The organism is Azospirillum aestuarii (assembly GCF_016632405.1).
In the GTDB taxonomy this organism is placed as follows: Bacteria; Pseudomonadota; Alphaproteobacteria; order Azospirillales; family Azospirillaceae; genus Azospirillum; species Azospirillum aestuarii.
Genome location: NZ_JAEPIV010000002.1, coordinates 974,425 through 999,674, shown reverse-complemented (window position 1 = coordinate 999,674; position 25,250 = coordinate 974,425). Strand labels below are relative to the sequence as shown.

Below are 25,250 nucleotides of genomic sequence, written 5' to 3'. Positions count from 1 at the left end.
AAACCGCCGCCTGCGCATCCCTTCTCACAACACGGTATCAACGATATCCAAGATCCCGCGATCCCAAGTGAAGGACCGCTGCCCGTTCCGCGCTGCGTCACCGGAGTTCGGTGCGGCGCGTCGGGGCGCTGTATCTAGAAGGTTCGACTTGGCCTGTCAAGCCTTTGTTGTCACGCTGGCCTGACGTTACTTCGTCTCGTCTTCGGCATCTCTGCCTTTTCCCTGCCGCCGTCGCGCTTCTCAGCGGCCCCGGCGTCGTGGGAGCCGGGTTATAGGCGGGTTGGATTAGCCCGGCAAGCGCTTTTTTCACCGCCGTCCATTTTTTCGCTGCACCGCATCACGAGCCCAGAAGGACGGTCATCGCCCCCTCGATCAGCCGCCGGGCGTTGGCGAACAGGGTCGCCATCTGAAGCGTCACCAGGAAAGCCAGCGCGTAAACGATCCCCGGCTGCGCCTCCTGCCAATGGAGGAAGCGGCGGGTCAGCGGCTCCGGCACCGGGACAGCCAGAACCGCCGCCATGATGAGGACACCGACCACCCCGCCCGCCAGGATGTCCGTCGGAAAGTGAAGCCCCAGATAGACGCGCGGCAAACAGATCACCACCAGCGTCCACAGGAAGGCGAAGGCCCCGACCAGCCGGTTCGACCACCACAGGGCAGCGGCCAGCGCAAAGAACAGCACGGCATGGTCGCTGGGAAAGGAACTCCAGCCGTCGACCGCCCAGGCGTTCACATCATAAGGGACGACGAAGCCCAATTCCGGATCATGCACCGGGCGCAGGCGCATCGGCAGGAAGTTCTGCATCCCGCGCCCGATAGCGATGGCCAGCAGCGCCCCGGCGATGGTGCGCACGGCGTAGAGGTCCGGTCCGATCAGCCGTCCGCTGCGCCGGGTCCAGCACCACCACAGCAGCGCCATCAGCACGCCGCCCTTCAGCAGGTCGCTCTGGGCGATGACATAGATGGTCTTGTCCGCCGCCATGCTGGCGCGGCTGTAGCCGTTCAGCCAGCCGATGATGACAAGATCGAATGCCGTGGTCACGCCGTTCCCTCCGTTCCGCCAAGTGGGTCGGCCTTTGCAAGGCCAGCCGCTGGAAGCAAGGAACGGAAGGGCAAGCCCCGAGGGCGCCGGTTATCGGGCTTATCCCGGAAGGGTCAGCGCCGCTCGTACACGCTGTCGCCGCCGCCCGCACCGAACAGAACGACGTCGTAGGGGTCCTTTACCCCGGTTTCCATGCCCGGCGAGCCCTGCGGCATGCCCGGAACGGCGAGGCCGACCGCCGCCGGGCGTTCGCGCAACAGCCGCTGCACACTGTCGGCCGGCACATGGCCCTCCAGGGCATAGCCGCCGACCAGGGCGGTGTGGCAGGACTGGAGCCGGGCGGGCACGCCGAGGCGCATCTTCACCGGCTCCACATCATCCACCTCCTGCACGGTCACCGGGAAGCCGGCGGCCCGCATATGGTCCACCCAGCCGCCGCAACAGCCGCAGCTCGGCGATTTCCACACCATCACCTCCGGCTTGGCCGCGGAGGAGGCCGAGGCGGGGGTCGTGCCGGCCAGGCTGCGCACCGCGATGGCCAGGGCGCCCACCGTCAGGCTCGCCCCCATGGCCGTGAGAAACATCCGACGATCCAACATTCGCAACACCCGCTCCACAGACTGGCGGAAAGATGGCTTGCGGCCATCCCGTTTCAACGCAGTCTGCCGCCCGCCGCCACCGCCCGCTTTGATCGTGGTCAAACGACGCGGCGCGGACCGACGGTTGCGAAAGGACGAAATTCATTCCATAAGGATAACGAACCCGTTGCGCAGGTGAAGTTGCATCGGTTACCGCTGAATGGCAGCAATCCGCGTGGCAAACCCTGACCGGCACCGCCGGGAAACCGGTTGTTGGCCGGCAACAGGCCTAACGGACGGGCAGGCTGAACGGGCAGGCTGAACGGACGGACAGGACGGGCGGAACGCACAGCATGGAAACCGACCTTCTGTTCGCAGACGACGACCAACCGCCGCCACCTGAGGATGGAGCGGAGCCGTGGATCGTGCTGATCGCCGACGACGAACCCGAGGTCCATGCGGTCACCCGGCTGGCGCTGGGAGGTCTGCGCTACAAGGGGCGGCGCCTGTCGCTCGTCAGCGCCCTGTCGGCGGGCGAGGCCGCGGCCATTCTGCGCTGCACGCCCAACGTCGCCATCATCCTGCTGGACGTGGTGATGGAGACGGACGACGCCGGGCTGCGGCTGGTCCGCACCATCCGCGAGGAGCTGAACAACCACGCCATCCGCATCATCCTGCGCACCGGCCAGCCGGGACAGGCGCCGGAGGAGGACGTGGTCCTCGCCTACGATATCAACGACTACAAATCCAAGGCGGAGCTGACGGCGAAGAAGCTGTTCACCTCCGTCGTCGCGGCCCTGCGCGCCTACGCCGACATCGTGGCGCTGGAGACCAACCGCCGCGGGCTTCAGCAGATCATCCAATCCACCGACCGCCTGTTCGAACTGCGCTGCATGCAGCAGTTCGCGGCCGGAGTGCTGACCCAGCTGTCCGCCTTCCTGCGGGTGAAGCCCGACGCCATCCTGTGCGCCCAGCGCGGCGCCACCGGCCGGCCGCTGCCGGACGGCGCCTTCTACGTGCTGGCCGGGGCCGGCTGCTACGCCGAGGCGGCCGGGCAGACCGCTTCGCCGACCGGAGCCGTGATTCCGCCGGCCCTCGCCAACCGCATCACCGACGCCTTCCACAGCCGCCGGAGCCATTACGGCCCCAACGAGACGACCCTGTTCATCCGCGTGCCGGACGGGCACGAGGTGGCGGCCTGGATTCACACCGACCGGCCTCTGGACGATGTGGACCGCGCGCTGGTCGAGGTGTTCGCCTCCAAGATCGCCATCAGCTTCGCCAATGTCAGCCTCTATGAGCGGCTGCGCGAGGCCAACGAGACGCTGGAGGCCCGCGTCGCCGAACGCACCCGCGCGCTGGAGGCGGCGAACGCCAAGCTGGAGCGGCTGGCCACGGTCGATCCGCTGACCGCCGTGTGGAACCGCCGGCATTTCCTGGACCTCGCCGCGGCGGAGCTGGGGCGGGCGCACCGGCACGGGCGGCGGCTCAGCGTCTTCCTGCTCGATCTCGACAATTTCAAGGCGGTCAACGACGGCCACGGCCACGCCGCCGGGGACGAGGCGCTGCGCACGGTGGTGGTCCGCGCCCGCGAGGCCCTGCGCACCTCGGACCAACTCGCCCGCTTCGGCGGAGAGGAGTTCGTCGCCCTGCTGCCCGAAACCGACCTTGCCGGGGGGCGCATCGTGGCCGAGAGGGTGCGCGCCGCCATCGCCGAAAGCCCGGTGGTGACCGACGGCCGGGCCATTCCCATCACCGCCAGCCTGGGCGTGGCCGAATGGAGCGCCGCGGAGCCCTCCATCGAACTGACCCTGCGCCGGGCCGACGCCGCGCTCTACGAGGCCAAGCTGGCCGGACGGGACCGCGTGTGCCTGGCGGACGAACCGAAATCGCCGGCTTGCCCCTGATCCGGCGTCACGGCGCGCGCCTCGACGGGCGGCCTGGAGAAGACGGCGCTGCAGCGCTGGAAGAGGGGCCGCCGCTTGCTGGTCGGGGGACTGGACGAAAGGAAGGCCCGCGAGAAGACCAACGCCCGCTATCCCGAGCACACGGGCCTCTCCATTCTTTCGGTGAAGCCCCGCCTCGACTGATGCTCCGGACGGATAGGCTTCCCCGTCTGGGGGAGCTCCGGCGGCGGTCATCTGCCGGACGGACGGTTGCTGTCACCTCTTTTCGCTACCATGTCCTTCACAGTTGCGTCATTCTGATCGGGTCAAGCGGAGGAGTCATGATGGATCTCGATCTGGTCGTGCTCGTTGGAGCGATGGCTGCGGCCCTCGCCGGCCTCGCTGCCGCCCGCCCGGCCATGAAGCCGGTGCGCGTGCGCAGCCGGAACCGCCGTCGGCGCTGACCCCACGGCGCCGCCACAGGCGGCGCTGCGGTCGGGCGGCGGCCTTGCCCCGGAGGCGCTCCGGGGCTGCCGTCAGCGGTCCAGATTCCGGATCGCGCGGTTGAGTTCGTAGTCTTTGGAAGCCACGTGCGCTTCCAGGTTTCCCACACGCTTTTCAAAATCGCGGAAGCGTTGCGTCAAGCCGGCCAGAGTGCGGTCGGGCTTGATCGACACGCCGCGCCAGAAGGCCTCCTCCTCCGGGTTGCGGTAGACCGCCGGCGGCTTGACCGGCAGGACCAGCACCGCGATCACGTAGGCGAGGATCACCGGCGGCATGAAGAAGAACAGGCCCAGCACCAGGGCCAGCCGCACCAGTCCGGGCCGGAACCCGAAATAATCGGCGATGCCGGCGCACACGCCCCCCACCACGCCACGCTGCGGATCGCGGTAGAGCCGGTGCGGGTTCGGCGAGTCGTAGGGCGAAGAACGGTCCATCGTCGGGCTCCCGTCAGGTCGGATTGATCGTGGAATGCGGCTGGCTCAGAGCTTGTCGCGCCAATTGGGGGACTCCGCGTCGAGCACCCGTTCCAGCGCGTGAATGCGGCCTTCCAGGCGGTTCGAGATGTCCCACAGCTCGGCCAGAAGCTGCTCGTCCTGGGCCGACAGCCCGCGCTGCCCGCGCCATTTGGTGATGTAGTGGAAGATGATCCAAAGCGGTGCCACCACGGTCATGAAGAGCGCCGCGAGGACGAAGCTGAAACCGCTCATCGGGGGACGGCCTTTCTTGTTGTTTGGGAAACCCCTCTCCCGCATACCGGCGGGAGAGGGGGCTCAACGCCAACCCCGATGTCGGGGCCAGTGTTGACGCCGGTGTGGGATCAGCTTCCCCGGCGCGCGGCGACGCGGGCCTTCAGCGCGGCCAGCTCGTCCTGGACCTTCTTGTCGGCCTCCAGATCCGCGATCTCCTCGGTCAGCGTCTTGGTGCGGCCGACGTCGTAGGCCTCCACGCGACCTTCCAGCTCGTCGAGGTTGCGCTCCACCTGCTCGAAGCGGGAGAAGGCGTCGTTGATCCGCTCGTCATGCAGGGTGGAGCGGACGCGCACGCGGTTGGCCGCCGTCTTGGTAAGGGCGACCAGCGCCTTCTCGCGGTTCTTGGCGTCGGTCAGCTTGGCCTGAAGGCGGCTGATGTCCTCGTTGGACTTGGACAGGGCCTCCTCGACCTGGGCCAGCTGGGCGGTCAGGACGTCGGCCTCCTCGGCGGCGCGCGACTTGGCCAGCAGCGCCTGCTTGGCGAGATCCTCGCGGTCGTGGGTCAGCGCGGTCTCGGCCTTGCGGTCCCAGGAGTCGCGCTCGCGGTGGAGGTCGGCGATGCGGCGCTCGATCTCCTTGCGCTCGGCGATGATCTTCACCGTGGAGGAGCGCACCTCGACCAGCGTGTCCTCCATCTCCTGGATGATCAGACGGATCAGCTTCTCCGGGTCCTCCGCGCGGTCGAGCAGGGAGTTGAGGTTGGACTGCACGATGTCGGTCAGGCGCGAAAAGATGCTCATGGGGATGTGTCCGTTCTTGGTCGCTTAGGGTCGGGCGTTGATGGCGTCAGCCGAGGATCGTCGCGATCAGAAGGCCCGCGGCGAAGAACGCCCAGCTCTCGGTCGGGCGGGAGGTCAGGTAGGTCCGGATGCGCGCCGCCAGCGGACGGGCCTCGCGGGTGTAGCGGCGGTGGTAGTCGCTGTAGTGGCTCATGCGGGTCTCCTTGTTTGGTCCCCTTCTTCGCAATGGCCGTGCCAAAGCCGGAAATTCCCGCAAAGCCTTGGATTTCCTGGAGCGTGCGGCCGGAGGCCGGACTTGGAGCATCGCTCATTTCGCGATAGAATGAAGAAATCCGCTAACTCTTCGTCCTTTTGACCATGCAAACCAATCCGCCTCCTCTGCTCGGGGAGTCCCCGGCCTTCCACGCGGTCCTTGCCCATGTCTCCCGCGTGGCGCCACTGGAGCGCCCCCTGCTGGTCATCGGGGAGCGCGGGACCGGCAAGGAGCTGATAGCCGCCCGCCTGCATTATCTGTCCCGGCGCTGGGACCGTCCCTTCGTGAAGGTGAATTGCGCCGCGCTGACCGAAAGTCTTCTCGACTCGGAACTGTTCGGGCACGAGGCCGGAGCCTTCACCGGGGCGATCCGGCGGCAGATCGGGCGGGTGGAGCAGGCCGACGGCGGCACACTGTTTCTGGACGAGATCGCCACGGCCAGCGCCGCCGTTCAGGAAAAACTGCTGCGCGCCGTGGAGTATGGCGAGATCGAGCGGGTCGGCGGGCGGACCCAGACCGTCGATGTGCGGGTGATCGGGGCGACCAACGCCGATCTGCCGGCGCTGGCCGAGGCCGGGCAATTCCGCGCCGACCTGCTGGACCGGCTGGCCTTCGACGTGGTGACCCTGCCGCCGCTGCGCGCCCGGCGCGAGGACATCCCCGTGCTCGCCGAGCATTTCGCGCTGGGCATGGTGCGGGAGCTGGAACGGTCCCTGTTCCCCGGCTTCACCCCGCGGGCCTTGCAACAGCTTCTGGACCACGGATGGCCGGGCAACGTGCGTGAGTTGCGCAATGCGGTGGAGCGCTCCGTCGCCGCGTCCGACCCGGAGGGGCCGGTGGAGGAGATCCTGCTCGACCCCTTCGCCTCCGCCTGGCGCCCTGAGGCGCCGATGGCACCCGCCCCGTCACCGGACGTCGCGACGAACGAGGTGCCTGTTGCCGCCGGAGGCTTCCAGGAGAAGGTGCGGCGCTTCGAGTCCGGGTTGCTGGAAACGGCCCTGGAACGCAACCGCTTCAACCAGCGCCAGACCGCCGAGGCGCTGGGTCTCGGCTATCACCAGCTGCGCGGGCTGCTGAAGAAGCACGGGCTGATCGGCAAGCCCGAATAGGGGCGGCTATTTCTTCTCCAGCAGCAGCGTGCCCTTGCTCTGCAGCCGGTCCTTCACCTTGTTCGCCAGCAGGCCGAGCGCCCAGGGAAGCTGCACCTCCACGGTGACGCTGTCGTCCTGCACGTCGATGAAGCCGGTGACGGTCTGTGCCATCGCCACCACGCGGAAATCCACGCGGTCGTCGGTCCAATGGTCGTCCATGCTGCTGGCGACCGCAGCGAGGTGGGAGCGGGCCTGCCCCACCCCCTCCGCCACGCGCCGTTTCGCCTCGTCCCGGCCGAGCTTGTGGGGAATGGAAACGGTCAGGGGCTTCGACATGAACAGACTCTCCGCTGCGTCAACGCTTGTTCATGGAAACAACAGTCCGCAGCGGCTTTTCTTCCACCCCCGTCATCCATCTGCAACGGTGCTAAGACAAATCTTATCTCTTTCGCGGGCGCTCTTTCGTCGCAACGGGGCGGCGGCGTATAGCTTTCCATCACAGATTTCATCGGGCATGGACTTCTTGGGGGCCGCGACCGCGCCGTGAGCAACGATCGATCGGGCGAACTCTTTGCGGGGCCGCGCCCCATCCAGACGCGCGGCGAGGAGCCGGCGCTGCGCCCCCGCCTGCCCAAGCGCGCGCCCAAGCCGGAAAAGCCCGCCAAGCCCGAGAAACCCAAGGCCGAGAAACCCCGCAAGCCCGCCCCACCGCCGCGCAAGGCCGCCCCGAAAGCGGCCAGAGGCGGCGGCAGGCGGCGGACGATCCTCGGCACTCTGGTCTATGCCGGGACGGTCGCGGGCGTGTGGTGCGGCATCGCGCTGGGCGCGGTGCTGGCCTGGTTCGCGCTGGACCTGCCGGACATCTCCAAGGTCGCGCAGTTCGAACGGCGCGCCTCGGTCACCGTGCTGGCGGCGGACGGGTCGGAGTTCGCGCGCTTCGGCGATCTGCACGGCACGACGCTGGGCGTGAGCGACCTGCCGCCGCATCTGATCCAGGCCGTGCTGGCCATCGAGGACCGGCGCTTCTACTCGCATTTCGGCGTCGATCCCATCGGTCTGGCCCGCGCGCTCTACGTCAACTGGCGGTCCGGGCGCTCGGCGCAGGGCGGCTCCACCATCACCCAGCAGCTCGCCAAGAACCTGTTCCTGACGCCCGAGAAATCGCTGAAGCGCAAGATCCAGGAAGCCATGCTGGCGCTGTGGCTGGAACACCGCTTCACCAAGGACCAGATCCTCACCGCCTATCTGAACCGCGTCTATCTGGGGGCGGGCACCTTCGGCGTGGACGCGGCGTCACGCACCTATTTCGGCAAGCCGGCGACCCAGCTCGACCTGCGGGAATCGGCGATCATCGCCGGCCTGCTGAAGGCGCCCTCGCGCTACGCCCCATCCTCCAACCCGGACGAGGCGGCGGAGCGGTCGCGCGTCGTGATGGGCGCCATGGTCGACGCCGGCTTCATCACCGCGCAGGAGCTGGAGGCGGCGCGCAACGCCCCGCCCTCCGCCAAGCGCAAGCCGGGCGGCGACGGGCGCTACTTCGCCGATTGGGTGACGGAGCTGGTCTCGGCCTTCGTCGGCTCCGGCCACGGCGACGTGGTGGTGCGCACGACGCTGGACCTCAAGCTGCAGCGCGCGGCGGAGCAGCGGCTGGAGGAGATCCTGTCCGGCCCCGGTGCGGCCGCCAACGCCCGCCAGGGCGCGCTGGTCGCCATGACCGCCGACGGCGCGGTGCGCGCCCTGGTCGGCGGGCGGGACTACGACAACAGCGAGTTCAACCGCGCCACCCAGGCGATGCGCCAGCCGGGTTCGGCCTTCAAGCCCTTCGTCTATCTGGCCGCGCTGGAGGCCGGCTGGTCGCCCGACAGCCCGGTCGAGGACGCCCCGGTCCGCATCGGCGGCTGGAGCCCCGGCAACTACGACGGCAAGTTCCGCGGCACCGTCACCATGGCCAACGCGCTGGCCCATTCGTCCAACACCGCGACCGTGCGCATCATCGACCGCATCGGGGTGGAGCGGGTGCGCCGGGTGGCGGCGGGGCTGGGCATCAACTCGCCGATGGGCAAGGACCTGTCGCTGGCGCTCGGCACCAGCGAGGTCAACCTTCTGGAGCTGACCCGCGGCTACGCCGGCATCGCCAACCGCGGCGCTCCGGTCTGGCCCTACGCCATCACCGAGATCAGGGACCGCGACGGCAACGTCCTGTACCGGCGGCAGGCCGGCGGCTCCGCCCCGGTGGTGGACCCGGCGCACGCGGTGCAGCTCACCCGCATGATGACCGGCGTCATCGAGTACGGCACCGGCAAGTCGGCCAGACTCGACCGTCCGGCGGCGGCCAAGTCGGGCACCACCCAGGACTACCGCGACGCCTGGTTCGTCGGCTTCACCGCCGATCTCGTGGCCGGGGTGTGGCTGGGCAACGACAACAACGCCGAGATGAAGCGGGTCACCGGCGGCTCGCTGCCGGCCAAGCTGTGGCAGGGCTTCATGCTGGACGCCCACGCCGGACGCCCGCCCCGCCCCCTGCCGGGGATGGAGGGCGCCCCCGCCTATGTCGCCTCCGGCGGCATCGCCGAACCCGCCCGCGCCACCCCAGCGGCGGCGCCGGCGCGCGGTTCGGCGGGCGGCGTGGCGGGCGGCATCGGCTCGCTGATCGAGAGCCTGACCGGCAAGGGCAGCGCGCCCCAGGTGCAGTATGACTACGGCAATCCGGTGCGGTGAGGGGCAAGGGTAGGGCGAAAACTCAGCCCCCCAAATACCCCAGCACGCCCTTCCCAGCCCGCGCACCCATGGCGAAGCAGCCCTGGAGGAGGTAGCCGCCGGTCGGCGCCTCCCAATCCAGCATCTCCCCGGCGACGAAGGTCCCCGGCAGGCGGGTCAGCATCAGTGAGGCGTCCAGCTCCGCCAGCCGGATACCTCCGGCGGTGGAGATGGCACGCTCGATGGGCCGCACCCCGGTCAGCACCATCGACAGGCCCTTGATGTGGCGGGCCAGCGCCGCCGGGTCGGACAGCTCGGAGGCCGGGGTGAACTCGCGCAGCAGGGCGGCGCGCGGGCCGGTCAGCGACAGGGACTTCTTCAGGAAGGTGGACAGCGACTCCGCGCCACGGCCTCGCAGCCGTTTGGCGATCGCCGACTCCGGCAGGTCCGGCATCAGGTCGATGGTCAGGGCGGCCCAGCCCTCGCGCTCGATGGCGTCGCGCAGCGGGGCGCTCAGCGCGTAGACGGCGCCGCCCTCGATGCCGGTTTCGGTGATGACGAACTCGCCCTTCAGCCGCCGGTCGCCGAAGGCGAGGCCGACACTCTTGACCGGTTGGCCGGCGAAGCGCTCGCGCAGGTGATCGGACCAGGGCACCTCGAAGCCCATGTTGGACGGGCGCAGCGGCGCGATGTCCACTCCGCGCGCCGCCAGAAGCTCGGTCCAGGCGCCGTCGGAGCCGGTGCGCGGCCAGCTCGCCCCGCCCAGCGCCAGCAGAGTGGCGCGCGGGGCGACGGTGGTCTCGGTGCCGTCGCCCCGCTGAAAGCGCAGCGCGCCGGCAGCGTTCCAGCCGAGCCAACGATGGCGGGTGTGCAGGGAGACGCCCAGCCCCTCAAGCCGGCGCAGCCAGGCGCGGACCAGGGTGGACGCCTTCATCTGCACCGGAAAGACGCGCCCGCTGGAACCGACGAAGGTCTCGATCCCCAACCCCGCCGCCCAATCGCGCAGGTCCGCCGGGGAGAGGCCGCTCAGCAACTCGGCGAACAGCGGGGCCTGCGCGCCGTAGCGGGCGGTGAAGGCGTCCAGCGGTTCGGAATGGGTCAGGTTCAGCCCGCCGCGCCCGGCCAGCAGCAGCTTGCGCGCCGGGGTGGGCATCCGCTCAAAGACGGCGACCGAGCGGCCCGCGGCGGCGATGACCTCCGCCGCCATCAGCCCGGCCGGGCCGGCGCCGATGATCGCGACATCGGGAGAGAAGGCGTCGGGAGAGAAGGCGTCGGGAGAGAAGGCGGTGTCAGGGGCGTCGGTCATCGGGTCCCCCGAGGGGTGAAGGATGTCGACCGGTCCCGTCCGCACCGCCTTCGCCAAAGGAAAAAGCAGGGTCGGACGGGACCGGGGCACTCAAGAAGCGGGAATCGGCGGCGCGGGACCGGATCAGTCCGCGTCGTCCTCCTGGGCCACCTCGTCGGCAAGGTCGTTGGCCATGTCGGCGAAATAGCCCGCGTCCGCCTCCAGCCCGTTCTCCTCGCAGATCCGCATGAAGATGCGGTAGGCGTGCAGGATCGCGACGTCGAGAACGACGAGGTCGCCCTCCTCGCTGTGCTTGTCGGTGACGCCACGCTCCTGGAGCGTGCCGACGATGTCGTGAGAGGCGGCCTGAAGCACCGCTTCCATGGCTTGTTTGTGCAGAGTCGACATCGCGGGAGTCCTCTTTCTCAAGTGGTCGTCTGCCGTCGGGCGCGGCGTGTTCAGCGCTGGCCCGTGGTAGAAAACCCCTCTTAGCAGCTTCGGGTTCTCGCCGCAGCGATCATCGCGTGCCGTCCTTCGCATGGCTCTGCAAATAGGTCAGGAGCAGGCGGCCCTCGTCCTCGTCCAGCCGGGTCAGCCGCTTCATGGCGTTCATCTTGCCGATCCAGGCGTTCGCGTCGAAGGCGTCCGGCGGGTGCAGCGTGTGGCAGAGCGAGCAGTTGGCGTCATAGACCCGCGCCCCGTAATCCCACAGCGCGCCGAGCGTCGCCACATAGCCGCCCGCCCCGGTCCAGGCGGTCAGGCGGACCTCCGTCCACTCCTGTTCGGTCTCCGGATCGGTGACGCTGCGCAGCGCCGCCGCTTGGCTCCCCGCCGCCGCGTTCAGCTTGACCGTGGTGATGCGCTTGCCCGGTCGGGCGTAGAGCGTCTGCGTGGCGTCGCCGCGCTGCCAGCCGGTGATCTCCACCTTCAGGGCGCCGCCCTCCGCCGCCAGGACCTTCACCGGAGTCGCCGCGGCGATCTCGCCATCTACACCAGTTCCCGGCGCCGGTGGCGCGCTGTACAGGGCAAGGCTGGTCAGGGCGTAGGCGGTGTCGCCGGGCTTCAGGGCCAGCGCCTTCGCCTGGTCCGACAGGCCGGCGAAAAGGTGGCGATGGCCGGCGGTGACGTCGGGGAAGCTGTGGGCGATGCCCTTGTGGCAGTCGATGCAGGTCTTGCCGGCCTTCTCCGCGCCTTCCATGGCGCTCGCCGCCTTCGGCGTCTGCTTGTGGAAGTCCATGGCGCCGAAGGAATGGCAATTGCGGCATTCCTGGCTGTCGGTGGCCCGCATGCGGTCCCATTCGCGGCGCGCCAGCGTGTGGCGCTTGGCCTCGAACTTCTCCTTGGTGTCGATCGAGCCGATGAGCCAGTGATACAGCTCGCCGGACGCCTGCACCTTGCGGATCACCTTGTGCGTCCAGTCGCGGGGGACGTGGCAGTCGGCGCAGGTCGCGCGCACACCGGAGGCGTTCTGGTAATGCGGCGAGGTCTTGTACTCGACATACACATTGTCGCGCATCTCGTGGCAGGAGACGCAGAACTCCATGCTGTTGGTGGCTTCCATCGCGGTGTTGAAACCGCCCCAGCCGACCACCCCGACGACGACGCCCACCAGACCGGCCAGCGCGAGCGCCCCGAAGCCGCCCACCGTCTTCCATCCCCACCGCATGTCGATACCTTGCAACTACCCTCAATAAAAAGAATGGGGCCGGGCCGCCCCAATGACGCCCGGCCCCATCCAACCCCCGAACCGTCAGTCGAAGGGATGCGGCTGCGGCGTCTTGTCCGTGGACGGCGGCAGGATCGGCAGAGCAAAGCTCGGCTGGTCACCGGTCAGCGTCTTCAGGAAGGCGACGATCTTGCCGTTCTCGTCCGGCGAGAACTTCTTGCCCAACTGGATGCGGCCCATGACGTCCACCGCGTCGGACAGGGTCGTGGCCTGGCCGTCGTGGAAGTAGGGGTAGGTCAGAGCGACGTTGCGCAGCGTCGGAACCTTGAAGTTGAAGCGGTCGGCTTCCTCCTTGGTCACCGCGATGCGGCCCTCGGCGGGGTTGGTGGTCTTGTAGGGTTCGACCACGCCCATCTTCTGGAAGGTGTTGCCGCCGGCGGCGGAGCCGTTGTGGCAGGCGGTGCAGCCCGAATCCTTGAACAGCTCGTAGCCTTCCAGCTCGACGGTGGTCAGCGCCTTCTTGTCGCCCTTCAGCCACTTGTCGAAGCGGGAATTCGGCGTGACGAGCGTTTCCTCGAAGGCGGCGATGGCCTTGGTCACCTCCTCGATGGTGATCTTGGTCTCGCCGAAGACGTCCTTGAACTCCTGCACATATTCCGGAATGGAGCGCAGCACCTCGATGGCGAGCGCGTGGGTGGAGCCCATCTCGCCGGGGTTGGCGATCGGACCACCGGCCTGCTCCTGCAACGTCAGCGCGCGGCCGTCCCAGAACTGCGCGACGTTCAGGCTGGAGTTCAGCACGGTCGGCGAGTTGATCGGACCCTGCTGCCAGTTGTGGCCGATGGAGGTCTTCAGGTTGTCGGTGCCGCCCATGGACAGGTTGTGGCACGAGTTGCAGGAGATGAAGCCGGACTTGGACAGCCGGGGATCGAAGTACAGCTTCTTGCCGAGTTCAACCAATCCGGGATTGGTGATCTTCGCCGGCTCGATGGGCGAAATCGGTTCGTCGGCGGCGAACGCCGGCACGCCGAAGGTGGCGACGGAGGCCGCCAGCATGGCCGCGAACGACACGGCAGCACGCATGGACATCGCACTTCTCCCTTATCGAAGTTCTAATATTTTGGCTAATGCCTTGATGCAAAATGACAGTGACACGCCCCACTCTGGTGATACCAGTGACAGGCGTGTCGCGCGGCAACGTGTCGCATGTCCGTACACGAATTGTGCCTACTCAAAACAGTCATCGGTGCCGGCATGAAAAAGGGGCGGCGGGACAACCCGCCGCCCCTATCGGGACGCCAACCGACCGATGATCTTAGGTTGTGCCTAATCGGCGGCCGCCTGGCTGGTCATGCCGCCTTGCGCGCCGGACGGCATGCCCTTCGCCACCTCGTCCGCCGTGGCGCGGTGGACCTTGACCGAACCGGTCCACTGGCCCCAGGCCTTCGGGTCGATCGTGTCGCCGTTCCTGCCCAGCGCCTTCAGCCGCTTCTGGTCCTCGTCGGTCAGCACCTGCTTTGGCAGGGGGGCCAAGCCGGCCACGTCGGCGGCGGTCATGCCCAGCATGCCGGCCACCCGGCTGCCGTAGTCGTCATGAACCAGGAAGAAGTGCCAGAGCATGCGTTCCTGGACGTCGCGTTCGCACTGGCCGAGCAGGGTGCCCATGTTCAGAACCAGATCGTCGCGCTCCCAGTCCATCATGGTGCAATAGCGGCCCCGCGCGTGAGCATAGTCGTTGCGGCGTTCGATCACGCTGCGGGTCAGACGGCCGTGGATTTCCGGCGGGTTGTTGGGCTCCTCCCGCTGGGCCTCGGTCAGGCCGTTGTGGATGGACGGCTCGAAGTTGACGTGCGGGTTCTGCCCCGGCGCCAGATCGCGCTGATAGGACATTTGCCCGCCCGACAGGTTGGTGGCGACCGGCGCGTTCTTCGCCTGGTTGATCGGCAACTGCTGATAGTTGGGACCGACCCGGTAGCGCTGCGTGTCGGAGTAGGAGAAGGTGCGCCCGACCAGCATCTTGTCGTCGGAGAAGTCCAGCCCGTCCACCAGCACGCCGGTGCCCATGGCGATCTGTTCGTTCTCGTTGAAGACGTCCTCGACGTTGCGGTTCAGCGTCATGACGCCGACATGGCGCAGCGGGAAGTCCGACTCCGGCCAGATCTTGGTGTCGTCCAGCGGGTCCCAGTCCAGTTCGGGATGGTCGTGGTCCTCCATGATCTGGACATACACATCCCACTGCGGGTATTCGCCCCGGTCGATGGCTTCGAAGAGGTCCTTGGAGGCGGAGCCGAGATCCTGCCCCTGCACCTTCGCCGCCTCCTCCGCCGTCAGGGAGGCGACGCCGCAGCGCGGGTGGAAGTGGTACTTGACCAGCACCGTGTCGCCGTTGGCGTTCACCATCTTGTAGGTGTTCACGCCGAAGCCTTCCATGTGCCGGTAGTTGGCCGGAATCCCGCGCGGGCTGAACAGATGGGTCAGCATGTGCATGGATTCGGGCGTCTGGCTCATGAAGTCGAAGATGCGGTTCGGTTCCTGCCGGAAGGTCACCGGATCGGGCTTCAGCGAATGGATGACGTCCGGGAACTTCATGGCGTCGCGGATGAAGAAGACCGGCAGATTGTTGCCGACCAGATCCCAGTTGCCGTCCTCGGTGTAGAATTTGACCGCGAAGCCGCGCGGGTCGCGCGCCACCTCTGACGAATCGCGTCCGCCGATGACGGTGGAGAAGCGGATGGCCAGTGGAGTCTTCTTGCCGGCCTGCCCGAACAGCTTGGCGCGGGTGTAGGTGGAGGCCGGCTCGTCGCCGATCTTGCCGGTGGCCTCGAACTCGCCGTAGCAGACGAAACCGCGGGCGTGGACCACGCGCTCCGGGATGCGCTCGCGGTCGAAGTGGGAGATCTTCTCCAGGAACTGGTAATTCTCCAGCGTCGCCGGACCGCGGGCTCCCACGGTGCGCTGGGATTGGTTGTTGGTGATCGGGTGGCCCTGACGGTTGGTCAGAGTCTTCGACTGGTCATCCATCGCTTTCTCCCTGAACAGCAAGCCGTGCCGGCGCACCTCTGGGGCGTCCGGTTGGGAGGTCAACGTCCTCAAGTTTGGAAGCGTTCCAAACTAAAACACCGGCCGACGGCACCCTGTCCGTCAGGGAGATGGCCAAACGGAAAAGGGCGGCCCCGAGGGACCGCCCTTTCCGCAAACGCGCTGGGAAACGCGGGCTATCAGAAGCCCATGCCGCCCATGTCGTCCATGCCACCCGGCATGCCGGCCGGAGCAGCCTTCTTCTCCGGCTTCTCGGCGATCATCGCCTCGGTGGTGATCAGCAGGCCGGCGATCGAGGCCGCGTCCTGCAGGGCGGTGCGAACCACCTTCACCGGGTCGATGATGCCGGCGGCGACCAGATCGGTGAACTCACCCTTCTGGGCGTCGTAGCCGAAGTTGGCGTCGTTCTGGTCCAGCAGCTTGCCGACCACGATCGAACCGTCGGTGCCCGCGTTGTAGGCGATCTGACGGACCGGGGCCTGCAGGGCGCGGCGGATGATCTCGATGCCGACGCGCTGCTCGTCGTTGATCGGCTTCAGGGAGTCCAGGGCCTTGGTGGCGTACAGCAGGGCCGAGCCGCCGCCGGCGACGACACCCTCTTCCACCGCGGCGCGGGTGGCATGCATCGCGTCGTCAACGCGATCCTTGCGCTCCTTCACCTCGACCTCGGTGGCGCCGCCGACGCGGATGACGGCAACGCCGCCGGCCAGCTTCGCCAGACGCTCCTGCAGCTTCTCACGGTCGTAGTCCGAGGTGGTCTCCTCGATCTGCGCCTTGATCTGGCCGATGCGGGCCTGGATGTCCTCGGCCGAGCCGGCGCCGTCGACGATGGTGGTGTTCTCCTTGGAGATCACGACCTTCTTGGCGGTGCCCAGCATGTCGATGGTGACGTTCTCGAGCTTGATGCCGAGATCCTCGGAGATGACCTGGCCGCCGGTCAGGATGGCCATGTCCTCCAGCATCGCCTTGCGGCGATCACCGAAGCCCGGGGCCTTCACGGCGGCGACCTTCAGGCCGCCACGCAGCTTGTTCACGACCAGGGTCGCCAGGGCCTCGCCCTCGACGTCCTCGGCGATGATCAGCAGCGGACGCGAGGACTGCACGACGGCCTCGAGGACCGGCAGCAGGGCCTGCAGGCCCGACAGCTTCTTCTCGTGAAGCAGGATGAACGGGCTCTCGAGGTCCGCGATCATCTTGTCGGCGTTGGTGATGAAGTACGGCGACAGGTAGCCGCGGTCGAACTGCATGCCCTCGACGACGTCCAGCTCGGTCTCGAGGCTCTTGGCCTCTTCCACCGTGATGACGCCCTCGTTGCCGACCTTCTCCATGGCCTGGGCGATCATCTTGCCGATCTCGACTTCGCCGTTGGCCGAGATGGTGCCGACCTGGGCGATCTCGTCGTTGGTCGTGACCTTCTTGGCGCGGCCGCGGATGTCGGCCACGACGGTCTCGACGGCGAGGTCGATGCCGCGCTTCAGGTCCATCGGGTTCATGCCGGCGGCCACCGACTTCACGCCCTCGCGGACGATGGCCTGGGCCAGAACGGTCGCCGTGGTGGTGCCGTCGCCGGCCAGGTCGTTCGTCTTCGACGCGACCTCACGCACCATCTGGGCGCCCATGTTCTCGAACTTGTCCGACAGCTCGATTTCCTTGGCGACCGAGACGCCGTCCTTGGTGATGCGCGGAGCGCCGAAGGACTTCTCGATCACGACGTTGCGGCCCTTCGGACCCAGCGTCACCTTCACGGCGTCGGCGAGGATGTCCACACCGCGCAGCATCTTCTCACGCGCGGCGGCGGAGAACTTAACTTCCTTGGCAGCCATTGCTCACTTCCTTGAAATTCGGGGGGTTGGATCGCTCGGCGCGGGCGGAGGCTCAGGCCTCGACGACGCCCATGATGTCGGATTCCTTCATGATCAGGAAATCCTCGCCCTCGATCTTCACCTCGGTGCCCGACCACTTGCCGAACAGGATGCGGTCGCCGGCCTTCACGTCGAGCGCAACGACCTTGCCGCTCTCGTCACGGGCGCCCGGACCCACCGCGATGACCTGGCCCTCCTGGGGCTTCTCCTTCGCGGTGTCGGGAATGATGATCCCGCCCTTGGTCTTGGTGTCGGACTCCAGACGCTTGACGACGACGCGGTCGTGCAGCGGACGGAACTTCATGGGGATGCCTCCAGGATCAAGGCTTATTGAAAGGATTGGCGCCGGGCTCGGGGCTGTTAGCACTCTCCCCCGGCGAGTGCCAGACAGCTAATCGAGCTGCGGTTTCGATTCAAGAGGGTCGTTGAGGGCAATCGGTGCGATTCCTGGCAGCAACCGCCCCACCTTGCTGCTAATCCATTGAAAGACAACATAAATTTTTGTTGCACCCAGCATTCGCGAACGGCACACTTTTACAAAAGAATCACCAGGACGCTGCGGAAGGACGCCATCGGTTCCACCATCACGGAGGCAGAGCATGGCCAGTCTGGGGCTTCAGCTTCGCGATTACCGCCTGACCACGGCGGAGATTCTGTACCACATGCCGGACCACCCGCACCTGCTGCAGAGCTATCTCTGGCAGGAGTTGGACCTCGCGCCCGGCTACCCCGTGCTGCGCCGCTTCCTGGATTTCTGGCAGGCCAACCTGGACGGCAAGCTGCATTCGGTGAAGCTGGCGACCAACCGCCTGATCACACCGGTGGAGGCTCGCGCGGTGGCTGCGGAATTCCGCTGGAACTGACACCCGGCCAAGCCTTCATCCGAAGCGGGTGAATGTGAAAAAATAAACCATTTTTAGGCGTTTATTGCTTCGGATACCCTTCCCCAAGCACGAACAGTTCGTGCCGATGCACGTTCACGACACGCTGGGGAAGACGAACATGACGACGCCGGTTTGCGAAGAAGCGGTCAATCTTGTGAAGCATTTCGAGGGTCTTTACCTCAAGGCCTACCTGTGCCCGGCGGGGGTGCCGACCATCGGCTACGGCCACACCGCCGGGGTCGAACTGGGGCAGAGCATTTCCTCCACCCAGGCCGACGATTTCCTGAAGTCGGACCTGACCTCCGCCGCCGCCCAGGTGGACAAGCTGGTCACCGTCGCGCTGAACCCGAACCAGCGCGGCGCGCTGGCCTCCTTCGTGTTCAACCTGGGGGCCGGCAGCCTGCAATGCTCGACCCTGCTGCGCCTGCTGAACCAGGGCGACTACGAAGGCGCCGCCGGCCAGTTCAGCCGCTGGGTCTACGCCACGGTCAACGGCGTCAAGACGCAGCTTCCGGGTCTGGTCAAGCGCCGCGCCGCCGAGGCCGACCTGTTCGAAAGCTCCACCGAGCCGCTGCCCCAGGCGGCGGTCAGCACCGCGACGGGTGCGTGATCGTTCTGAATAGCCCTCTCTCCTCTGGGTAGAGGGTTAAGGTGAGGGGGGTGCCTCCCTCACCCCTTCCGCTGGCCGGTCAGCCGCAGGCCGCGATCGATCCATTGGGCGGTCAGCTTTTCCTGGACGGCGTTCTGGCGCAGCCGCTGGTTCAGGTTGGCGAAATCCACGCGGTCCAGGCTCTGGTCCTGGTTGAAGCAGGAGAAGACCACCGTCTCCTCGCCGGTCGCCGGGTCGGTGTGCCGTTGCAGGCACTGGGCGCAGATCTCCTTCATCATGCATTGCATGGGGGAGTTGATGGAGCCGATGGCCGCATGGCCGGGCTTCAGATACGGCTTCAGCACGCCGTGCCGGGCTGCCCCCACCGCCGCCATCATGCGGTCGGAGCCGATGGCGACAATCCGGTCCACCGTCTCCAGCGGGATGTCCGCCGGCCCCAGTTCGCCCGCCGCGTAGGCGCGCATGGCCTCCACGATGTTGCCGACGAAGGTCCGGTCGCCGGGGCGCGACGGCGTGAAGCCCGGCGCCTCGTCGCAGCACCAGACGACTCGGTCGGCGGCGGCCTCGATCTGTTCGGTCTTGTAACGATCCTCCATCCGCTTGTAGCCGGCGAAATAAACGACCCGGTTGCCGCGCGCCCGGCAGGCCTGCCCGATGGAGAACAGCACGGCGTTGCCCAGCCCGCCGCCGACCAGCGCCACCGTCTCGCCCTCCGGGATCTCGGTCGGGGCGCCGGTCGGCCCCATCACCACCACCGGATCGCCGGGCTTCAAAAGGGCGCAGAGGTCGGACGAGCCGCCCATCTCCAGAACGATCAGGGAAAGCAGCCCGGCCTCCTTGTCCACCCAGGCGCCGGTCAGGGCCAGCCCTTCCATCGCCAGCGTGGTCCGGCCGATCCGTTGCGCCAGCGTTTCGAAATTCTGGAGCCGGTAGAACTGTCCGGGTTCGAAACGGCGTGCGGCGGCCGGGGCCTTCACCACCACCTCCACGATGGTCGGGGTCAGGCGGGTGACGCCGTGCACCAGGGGTCGCAGTTCGGCGTTCAGGCGCCGCACCAGCGCCTCCGGCGTCACGGAGGTTGGCGCACGGCGGGCCAGCGCGCGGCTGACCACCGGATAGCCGCGCTTCGCCCCGCCCATCGCCTTCACCACGTTGCCGGCAAAGGACGGGTGCAGGTCGCCGAAGAAGCTGAGGAACCGCCCGTCCGGCGCACGGGCCATCAGCACATGAGCCTGGGCCGGCTTGGCCTGCCGCTCCGGGGTCACCGGCCGGCCGTCCTCGTCGATGGCGCGGAAGCAGCGTCCGTCCAGCTCCACCCAGTCCGGTTCCTCGCGGGCCAGGACGGTGTTCGGCTGGGTGCCGGCGGCGACCAGGATGGTGCGGGCGGGGAGGCGGGCGTCCACCGCGGCGGGCGCCACCACCCCGTCCGGCCCGACCGGGCTGATCGCCAGATGGATCGCCTGAGCGGCCCCCGATCCGTCGATCTCCACCCCGCGCGGGGCCGCGCATTCCAGGAAGCGGATGCCCTCGGCCAGCCCGTGCGCCACCTCCTCGTGGTTCAGCGTGTAGCTGGGGCTGTCGATCAGGCGGCGGCGGTAGGCGATGGTCGAGCCGCCCCAGGATTGCAGCAGCGCCGTGACGCGCGCCTCCCTCCCCTCGTCCCCCGCCGCCAGACGCTCCGCCCGGATGGCGCGGGCGTGGGCCAGGAACTCGTCGGCCAGCTCGGCCTCGTCGGGCGTCCAGCGGGCGCGCACCGCCGCTTCCCCCCGCTCGGCCGCCAGGACCTCGTAGCGGGAGAGGAACTTCTCGACTTGGACGGGGTAATAGGCCAGCGCCTCCGTCGCCGTGTCGATGGCGGTCAGCCCGCCGCCGATCACCACGATGGGCAGCCGGACCTGGAGGTTGGCGATGCTGTCCGGCTTGGCCGCCCCGGTCAGTTGCAGCCCCATCAGGAAGTCCGAGGCCTGCCGCACCCCGCGGGCCAGCCCGTTCGCCATCGGGACGACGGTCGGCTTGCCCGCCCCCATGCACAGGGCGATGTGGTCGAAGCCGAGCTCCAGCGCCCCGTCGATGGTCAGCGTGCCGCCGAAACGCACCCCGCCGATGATCGTCATGCGCCCCCGGCGTTCCAGCAGCAGCCGGATCACCTTCAGGAAATTCTTGTTCCAGCGCACGGTGATGCCGTATTCGGCCACCCCGCCGAAGCCGGCCATCACCCGCTCGTCCAGCCGGTCGTAGAGGTCGCGCACGTCGCGGATCGGCCGGAAGGGCACCCGCGTGCCGCTGGGCAGGACGCCGGAGAGGTCGGCGGGCAGCGGCTCGATCTTCAGCCCGTCGATGCCGACCACCGTGTGGCCGTCGTTCATCAGATGATGCGCCAGCGTGAAGCCCGCCGGCCCCAGCCCGGCCACCAGCACCTTGTAGCCGCTGTCCGGCCGCATCAGCGGACGGCGCAGGTCGAGTGGATTCCAGCGGGTCAGCAGGCTGTAGATCTCGAAGCCCCAGGGCAGCTCCAGCACGTCCTTCAGCGTGCGGGTCTCCGCCTGCGGGATGTCCACCGGCTCCTGTTTCTGATAGATGCAGGCCTTCATGCAGTCGTTGCAGATGCGGTGGCCGGTGGCCGCGCACATCGGGTTGTCGACCACCACCACGGCCAGCGCCCCGATCGGCACGCCGTCCGCCTTCAGCGCGTGCATCTCGGAAATCTTCTCTTCCAAGGGGCAACCGGCCAGCGCGACGCCGAAGGCGCTCTTCTGGAACTCGCCGGTCTTGCGGTCGCGCAGCCCCTTCGAGCAGCTGTCCTTGCCCTGGTTGTGGCACCAGATGCAGTAGTTGGCCTCGTCCAGCGCCCCCGCCAGATCGGTGCCGGGGTCGGTCAGGTGGAAGCCCTGGCGCTCGCGGCACGCCCCATCGGGCAGGCGCATCATGGTGACGCCGTGCCGCTCCACCGTCTCCACGGGAACGAGACGCTGCGGGTCGGTGCGGTGCGGCAGCTGGAACAGCACGCCGCCGCCGTGCCGGGCGCGCCCGGCCTCGCTGAAGACCGCCCAGGCGGCGTATTGGGCGGCGCTGTCCAGTTGATCCGCGTGGGCGGCCTCGTCCTCCATCCAGGCCAGCACCTGCCGGGCGAAGGCGGCCTCGGTCAGCGGGCCGCCCAGCCAGTCCTCCAGCCGCGCGGCCAGCTCCGCCCCGTCGAGGGCCGCGACCGCCTCCGGCTTGACCGCCTTGGCGGCGCGGCGCTGAACGAACAGGCGCTTGGCGGTGTAGAGCGGCGCCAGTTCCGTGTGGCGGGCGCGCAGTTCGTCGAGCGCGGCGCGGACTCCGAACAGATCGCCGATGAAGTCCTCGGCGTGGGGGGCGAGCGCGATCAGCAGGTCGCTTTCCGCCTTGGCCTCCAGCCGGTCGGGCTGGGCACGGGCGGACAGCAGCCGGTTGGCGAGCGCCACGTCCGTGTCGGACAGCCGGGCGAGGAAGGCGCGGTCGAGCCGGGCCAACCCGTCCTGCCCATAAAGCTCGTGGAACGACAGGCCGAAGCCAAGGGTGAGGTCCGCCATCGCCGCCCCGCATCCGAAGCCGTTGGTAAGACTGATATTTGTAACACCCGCGGCGCGCCGCCTTCACCCGAAACCGGTGTCCGGTGCGGCGGGGTAACCCGTGTCCGTTTGACGCAGCCGTTGCCGCACCCCACATGAGCCGGAGGTCCCTATCCCCCGGAACTTTTCCGCATCATCCGGAGCCGCCCGTCCGTGACCGACATCACCGCCCCCGCCCTCGCCGGGAAAGACGTCCGCGACCCCGCCTCCACCCGCCCCATCGCCTATTGGCTTCTCGTCTGCTGCGCGATGGTCTTCGCCATGGCGGTGATCGGCGCCATCACCCGCCTGACCGAGTCCGGCCTGTCGATGGTCGAGTGGAAGCCGCTGATCGGCATCCTGCCGCCCTTGTCGGAGGCGGAATGGAACCGTGTCTTCGGCCTCTACCAGACCACGCCGGAGTTCCGCATCCACAACGCGGCGATGGATCTGGCGGCCTTCAAGCAGATCTTCTGGTGGGAGTGGTTCCACCGCTTCTGGGGCCAGCTGATCGGCTTCGTCTTCCTGATCCCCTTCCTGCGCTTCTGGGTCAACGGGCGCATTCCCGCCGACCTGTGGCCGAAGCTGGCCGGGCTGTTCCTGCTCGGCGGGCTCCAGGGGGTGATCGGCTGGTACATGGTCAAGAGCGGGCTGGTCGACCGGCCCGACGTCAGCCACTACCGACTGGCGCTGCATCTCGGCACGGCGATCGTGATCTACGGGCTGCTGCTGCGCACCGCGCTGGGGATTCTCGACCCGCTGCCGCTGGCCGGCTGGGCGACCGAGTCCGGCCGGCTGCGCAAGCACGCGCGCTGGGCCCTGGGGCTGACCGGCGTCACCATCGTCTGGGGCGCCTTCGTCGCCGGAACGGACGCCGGGCTGGCCTACAACACCTTCCCGCTGATGGCCGGCCACATCATCCCGCCGGAGGTCGCCAACCTGACGCCCTGGTGGATCAACGTCTTTGAGAACACCGCCGCCATCCAGCTGGCGCACCGGGCGCTGGCGCTGCTGACCGGGCTTGTGGTGCTCGGGCTGGCCCTGCGGGTGTGGGTGGCCCGCCTGCCCGGCCGCGCCGGGAGGGTGGCGCTGCTGACCGCAGCGATGGTGCTGGTGCAGATCGGGCTGGGCATCGCCACGCTGCTGAGCTTCGTGTGGATACCGCTGGGCGCCGCCCATCAGGCCGGCGCGATCCTGCTGGTGTCCGGGCTGGTCTGGCTGCTCCACGAGCTGCGCCCGGTGGGCGTTCCGAAGCGCTGAACGGAAGTCCCCCGCCACGCCGCAGCGCGGCGGGCGGGGGCTGACGGGACTCAATCGTGCTTGCGGATGAAGTCCCGCACCGCCGGCATGATGCTTTCGCGCCAGCGCCGGCCGTTGAAGATGCCGTAATGGCCGACGCCCTTCTGGAAATGGCGGGCGCGCAGGTCGTCCGGCAGCGAGGCGCAGAGGCGGTGCGCCGCCTCGGTCTGGCCGGGGGCGGAGATGTCGTCCAGCTCGCCCTCCACCGTCATCACGGCGGTCCGGCGGATCGCCGCCGGCTCCACCTTGCGCCCACGCGACTCCATGGTGCCGTTGGCGAGCGCGTGCTTCTGGAACACCGTCTCGATGGTCTGCAGGTAGAATTCCGCCGACAGGTCCATGACCGACAGATACTCGTCGTAGAAGCGGCGGTGCTGCTCCGCGGAGTCGCCGTCGCCGCGGACGAGGTGGCGGAACAGGCCGACATGCTCCCCGATGTGGCGGTCCAAATTCATGGACATGAAGCCGGAGAGCTGGACGAAGCCCGGATAAACCTGACGGAAGCCGCCCGGATAATAGGCCGGGACGGTGGTGACGACGTTGCGCTCGAACCAGGACAGCGGGTGGGTCGCCGCCAGCTTCACGGGCACGGTCGGGTTGGCCATCGGGTCGATCGGGCCGCCCATCAGCGTCATCGAGCGCGGCTGCACCGCCTCGTCGCCCGCCGCCATCAGCGACACGGCGGCCAGCACCGGCACCACCGGCTGGCACACCGCGATGACGTGGGTCTGCGGCCCCAGGAAACGGATCTGCTCCGTCACCGTGTCGATGTAGTCGTCCAGGTCGAACCGGCCGCGCGCCAGCGGCACCAGCCGGGCGTCGATCCAGTCGGTGATGAAGACGTCGTGGTCGGCCAGCAGCGCCGCCACCGTGCCGCGCAGCAGCGTCGCGTGGTGGCCCGACATCGGGGCGACCAGCAGGACGCGCGGCTGCGCCGGGGTGCCCTCCGGCTTGGCGAAGTGCAGCAGGTTGCAGAAGGGCTTGCGGTGGGCGATGCGCTCGGTGATGGCCACCGTCTCGCCGTTCACCACCGTCGTCTTCAGGCCGAACTCCGGCTTTGGGAAGCGGCGGGTGGTGCGCTCCAGCAGTTCCGCGCCGGCGGCCATGGCGCGACCGGCGCGGGTGTAGGAAACCGGGCTGAACGGGTTCTGGAAGGTGTGCTGGGTCGCTTCGGCCAGGAGGCGCATCGGGCGCAGGGCGGCGTGCTGCAGATCGTAGAGATGGTAAAGCAACAGGTCCTCGCTTCGGCGGTTGATCCCACGCCCGGTCGGCTGGGTGCTGTCATTGAACGGCTGTCATTGGTCGTATGACCAACCAATAGATTGGCCAGCCCTTATCCGAAAGGTCAATAGCCGACACCCGTTCTCGGGCAAAAAACTTACATGGGAAACAGTCAGCGACACGAAACAGACCGTGCAATGCTGCACTGCAAAGGAGGCAAGGCCGAAGGATCAAGCCCAAAGAAAAAGGCGCGCACGCGGAACCGCGCACGC

General features: G+C 68.1%; 24 protein-coding genes. 8 read left to right on the top strand and 16 right to left on the bottom strand.

The window, feature by feature from the left end; translation table 11 throughout:
- Positions 1-184: hypothetical protein (locus tag JJL56_RS32800; RefSeq protein ID WP_211111789.1), on the top strand; the 184-nt coding region annotated here is incomplete at its 5' end.
- Between the two features lie 153 nt (positions 185-337).
- Here the strand turns inward: JJL56_RS32800 and JJL56_RS09315 are convergent.
- Together JJL56_RS09315 and JJL56_RS09310 are read right to left on the bottom strand one after the other, a co-directional pair.
- Positions 338-1,042, bottom strand: coding sequence for a phosphatase PAP2 family protein (locus JJL56_RS09315; protein ID WP_145623311.1), 705 nt, complete (start codon positions 1,040-1,042; stop codon positions 338-340).
- 113 nt (positions 1,043-1,155) lie between these two features.
- Entirely contained in the window at positions 1,156-1,626 is a 471-nt protein-coding gene (locus tag JJL56_RS09310) for a DUF411 domain-containing protein (RefSeq protein WP_145623310.1), read from the bottom strand.
- Positions 1,627-1,973: 347 nt separating this feature from the next.
- On the opposite strand from JJL56_RS09310, the gene JJL56_RS09305 reads away from it, so the two are divergent.
- Both JJL56_RS09305 and JJL56_RS33650 read left to right on the top strand, forming a co-directional pair.
- Entirely contained in the window at positions 1,974-3,527 is a 1,554-nt protein-coding gene (locus JJL56_RS09305) for a diguanylate cyclase (RefSeq protein ID WP_145623309.1), read from the top strand.
- Between the two features lie 320 nt (positions 3,528-3,847).
- Positions 3,848-3,970, top strand: a complete 123-nt coding sequence (locus JJL56_RS33650) for a hypothetical protein (RefSeq protein ID WP_014239103.1) — start codon at positions 3,848-3,850, stop codon at positions 3,968-3,970.
- Positions 3,971-4,042: 72 nt separating this feature from the next.
- Here the strand turns inward: JJL56_RS33650 and pspC are convergent, their stop codons facing one another.
- From pspC to JJL56_RS09285, 4 genes are all read right to left on the bottom strand, one after another.
- Entirely contained in the window at positions 4,043-4,444 is a 402-nt protein-coding gene (gene pspC / locus JJL56_RS09300; RefSeq protein ID WP_145623307.1) for an envelope stress response membrane protein PspC, read from the bottom strand.
- A gap of 45 nt (positions 4,445-4,489) precedes the next feature.
- Positions 4,490-4,717 carry an envelope stress response membrane protein PspB gene (gene pspB, locus JJL56_RS09295; protein WP_014239101.1) on the bottom strand — a complete coding sequence of 76 codons (228 nt, stop codon included), beginning with the start codon at positions 4,715-4,717 and terminating at the stop codon, positions 4,490-4,492.
- Between the two features lie 110 nt (positions 4,718-4,827).
- Positions 4,828-5,499, bottom strand: coding sequence for a phage shock protein PspA (gene pspA / locus JJL56_RS09290; protein ID WP_145623306.1), 672 nt, complete (start codon positions 5,497-5,499; stop codon positions 4,828-4,830).
- Positions 5,500-5,545: 46 nt separating this feature from the next.
- Positions 5,546-5,692 carry a hypothetical protein gene (locus JJL56_RS09285; protein ID WP_014239099.1) on the bottom strand — a complete coding sequence of 49 codons (147 nt, stop codon included), beginning with the start codon at positions 5,690-5,692 and terminating at the stop codon, positions 5,546-5,548.
- A gap of 164 nt (positions 5,693-5,856) precedes the next feature.
- On the opposite strand from JJL56_RS09285, the gene pspF reads away from it, so the two are divergent.
- Positions 5,857-6,861 (top strand): phage shock protein operon transcriptional activator, encoded by a 1,005-nt coding sequence (pspF, locus tag JJL56_RS09280; RefSeq protein WP_145623305.1) that lies wholly within the window; start codon positions 5,857-5,859, stop codon positions 6,859-6,861.
- A gap of 6 nt (positions 6,862-6,867) precedes the next feature.
- Here pspF and JJL56_RS09275 read toward each other — a convergent pair whose 3' ends face one another.
- Positions 6,868-7,179: a polyhydroxyalkanoic acid system family protein gene (locus tag JJL56_RS09275; RefSeq protein ID WP_014239097.1), complete on the bottom strand. Its 312-nt coding sequence runs from the start codon at positions 7,177-7,179 to the stop codon at positions 6,868-6,870.
- Between the two features lie 207 nt (positions 7,180-7,386).
- Here JJL56_RS09275 and JJL56_RS09270 point away from each other — a divergent pair, with 207 nt between their 5' ends.
- Positions 7,387-9,561, top strand: coding sequence for a transglycosylase domain-containing protein (locus JJL56_RS09270; protein WP_145623304.1), 2,175 nt, complete (start codon positions 7,387-7,389; stop codon positions 9,559-9,561).
- Between the two features lie 22 nt (positions 9,562-9,583).
- Here JJL56_RS09270 and JJL56_RS09265 read toward each other — a convergent pair whose 3' ends face one another.
- The 7 genes from JJL56_RS09265 to groES form a co-directional block, all read right to left on the bottom strand.
- Positions 9,584-10,846: a BaiN/RdsA family NAD(P)/FAD-dependent oxidoreductase gene (locus JJL56_RS09265; protein ID WP_200484959.1), complete on the bottom strand. Its 1,263-nt coding sequence runs from the start codon at positions 10,844-10,846 to the stop codon at positions 9,584-9,586.
- 123 nt (positions 10,847-10,969) lie between these two features.
- Complete coding sequence (locus JJL56_RS09260; RefSeq protein ID WP_145623302.1) at positions 10,970-11,233, bottom strand: hypothetical protein; 264 nt, start codon at positions 11,231-11,233, stop codon at positions 10,970-10,972.
- A 109-nt stretch (positions 11,234-11,342) separates the two neighbouring features.
- A complete protein-coding gene (locus JJL56_RS09255) occupies positions 11,343-12,491 on the bottom strand; it encodes a NapC/NirT family cytochrome c (protein ID WP_200484958.1) in 1,149 nt (382 codons plus the stop codon).
- An 84-nt stretch (positions 12,492-12,575) separates the two neighbouring features.
- Positions 12,576-13,580, bottom strand: a complete 1,005-nt coding sequence (locus JJL56_RS09250) for a cytochrome-c peroxidase (protein WP_345772557.1) — start codon at positions 13,578-13,580, stop codon at positions 12,576-12,578.
- Between the two features lie 237 nt (positions 13,581-13,817).
- Positions 13,818-15,512 (bottom strand): catalase, encoded by a 1,695-nt coding sequence (locus JJL56_RS09245; protein ID WP_200484957.1) that lies wholly within the window; start codon positions 15,510-15,512, stop codon positions 13,818-13,820.
- Between the two features lie 197 nt (positions 15,513-15,709).
- A complete protein-coding gene (gene groL, locus JJL56_RS09240; protein ID WP_145623299.1) occupies positions 15,710-17,353 on the bottom strand; it encodes a chaperonin GroEL in 1,644 nt (547 codons plus the stop codon).
- 52 nt (positions 17,354-17,405) lie between these two features.
- Positions 17,406-17,696, bottom strand: coding sequence for a co-chaperone GroES (groES, locus tag JJL56_RS09235; protein WP_145623298.1), 291 nt, complete (start codon positions 17,694-17,696; stop codon positions 17,406-17,408).
- 295 nt (positions 17,697-17,991) lie between these two features.
- Between groES and JJL56_RS09230 the strand changes: the two genes are divergently transcribed.
- Both JJL56_RS09230 and JJL56_RS09225 read left to right on the top strand, forming a co-directional pair.
- Positions 17,992-18,255 carry an usg protein gene (locus JJL56_RS09230; RefSeq protein ID WP_200484956.1) on the top strand — a complete coding sequence of 88 codons (264 nt, stop codon included), beginning with the start codon at positions 17,992-17,994 and terminating at the stop codon, positions 18,253-18,255.
- A 139-nt stretch (positions 18,256-18,394) separates the two neighbouring features.
- Positions 18,395-18,886: a lysozyme gene (locus JJL56_RS09225; RefSeq protein WP_200484955.1), complete on the top strand. Its 492-nt coding sequence runs from the start codon at positions 18,395-18,397 to the stop codon at positions 18,884-18,886.
- 59 nt (positions 18,887-18,945) lie between these two features.
- Here the strand turns inward: JJL56_RS09225 and JJL56_RS09220 are convergent, their stop codons facing one another.
- Entirely contained in the window at positions 18,946-22,440 is a 3,495-nt protein-coding gene (locus JJL56_RS09220) for a pyridine nucleotide-disulfide oxidoreductase (protein WP_200484954.1), read from the bottom strand.
- A gap of 192 nt (positions 22,441-22,632) precedes the next feature.
- On the opposite strand from JJL56_RS09220, the gene JJL56_RS09215 reads away from it, so the two are divergent.
- Positions 22,633-23,718 carry a COX15/CtaA family protein gene (locus tag JJL56_RS09215; protein ID WP_145623294.1) on the top strand — a complete coding sequence of 362 codons (1,086 nt, stop codon included), beginning with the start codon at positions 22,633-22,635 and terminating at the stop codon, positions 23,716-23,718.
- A 50-nt stretch (positions 23,719-23,768) separates the two neighbouring features.
- Here JJL56_RS09215 and JJL56_RS09210 read toward each other — a convergent pair whose 3' ends face one another.
- The gene (locus tag JJL56_RS09210) at positions 23,769-24,989 is read right to left on the bottom strand and encodes a polyhydroxyalkanoate depolymerase (protein ID WP_145623293.1); all 1,221 of its coding nucleotides are present in this window, start codon (positions 24,987-24,989) and stop codon (positions 23,769-23,771) included.
- Between the last annotated feature and the right edge of the window lie 261 nt (positions 24,990-25,250).

Excerpts from the sequence above, each read along its gene's own strand:
- JJL56_RS09255 (WP_200484958.1), bottom strand. The coding sequence starts at position 12,491 with ATGCGGTGGGGATGGAAGACGGTGGGCGGCTTCGGGGCGCTCGCGCTG.
- pspF (WP_145623305.1), top strand. The coding sequence starts at position 5,857 with ATGCAAACCAATCCGCCTCCTCTGCTCGGGGAGTCCCCGGCCTTCCAC.
- pspA (WP_145623306.1), bottom strand. The coding sequence starts at position 5,499 with ATGAGCATCTTTTCGCGCCTGACCGACATCGTGCAGTCCAACCTCAAC.
- JJL56_RS09225 (WP_200484955.1), top strand. The coding sequence starts at position 18,395 with ATGACGACGCCGGTTTGCGAAGAAGCGGTCAATCTTGTGAAGCATTTC.
- JJL56_RS09265 (WP_200484959.1), bottom strand. The coding sequence starts at position 10,846 with ATGACCGACGCCCCTGACACCGCCTTCTCTCCCGACGCCTTCTCTCCC.
- JJL56_RS09260 (WP_145623302.1), bottom strand. The coding sequence starts at position 11,233 with ATGTCGACTCTGCACAAACAAGCCATGGAAGCGGTGCTTCAGGCCGCC.
- groES (WP_145623298.1), bottom strand. The coding sequence starts at position 17,696 with ATGAAGTTCCGTCCGCTGCACGACCGCGTCGTCGTCAAGCGTCTGGAG.
- JJL56_RS33650 (WP_014239103.1), top strand. The coding sequence starts at position 3,848 with ATGATGGATCTCGATCTGGTCGTGCTCGTTGGAGCGATGGCTGCGGCC.
- JJL56_RS09220 (WP_200484954.1), bottom strand. The coding sequence starts at position 22,440 with ATGGCGGACCTCACCCTTGGCTTCGGCCTGTCGTTCCACGAGCTTTAT.
- groL (WP_145623299.1), bottom strand. The coding sequence starts at position 17,353 with ATGGCTGCCAAGGAAGTTAAGTTCTCCGCCGCCGCGCGTGAGAAGATG.
- JJL56_RS09275 (WP_014239097.1), bottom strand. The coding sequence starts at position 7,179 with ATGTCGAAGCCCCTGACCGTTTCCATTCCCCACAAGCTCGGCCGGGAC.
- JJL56_RS09305 (WP_145623309.1), top strand. The coding sequence starts at position 1,974 with ATGGAAACCGACCTTCTGTTCGCAGACGACGACCAACCGCCGCCACCT.
- JJL56_RS09245 (WP_200484957.1), bottom strand. The coding sequence starts at position 15,512 with ATGGATGACCAGTCGAAGACTCTGACCAACCGTCAGGGCCACCCGATC.
- JJL56_RS09285 (WP_014239099.1), bottom strand. The coding sequence starts at position 5,692 with ATGAGCCACTACAGCGACTACCACCGCCGCTACACCCGCGAGGCCCGT.
- JJL56_RS09230 (WP_200484956.1), top strand. The coding sequence starts at position 17,992 with ATGGCCAGTCTGGGGCTTCAGCTTCGCGATTACCGCCTGACCACGGCG.
- pspB (WP_014239101.1), bottom strand. The coding sequence starts at position 4,717 with ATGAGCGGTTTCAGCTTCGTCCTCGCGGCGCTCTTCATGACCGTGGTG.
- JJL56_RS09250 (WP_345772557.1), bottom strand. The coding sequence starts at position 13,580 with ATGTCCATGCGTGCTGCCGTGTCGTTCGCGGCCATGCTGGCGGCCTCC.
- JJL56_RS09310 (WP_145623310.1), bottom strand. The coding sequence starts at position 1,626 with ATGTTTCTCACGGCCATGGGGGCGAGCCTGACGGTGGGCGCCCTGGCC.
- pspC (WP_145623307.1), bottom strand. The coding sequence starts at position 4,444 with ATGGACCGTTCTTCGCCCTACGACTCGCCGAACCCGCACCGGCTCTAC.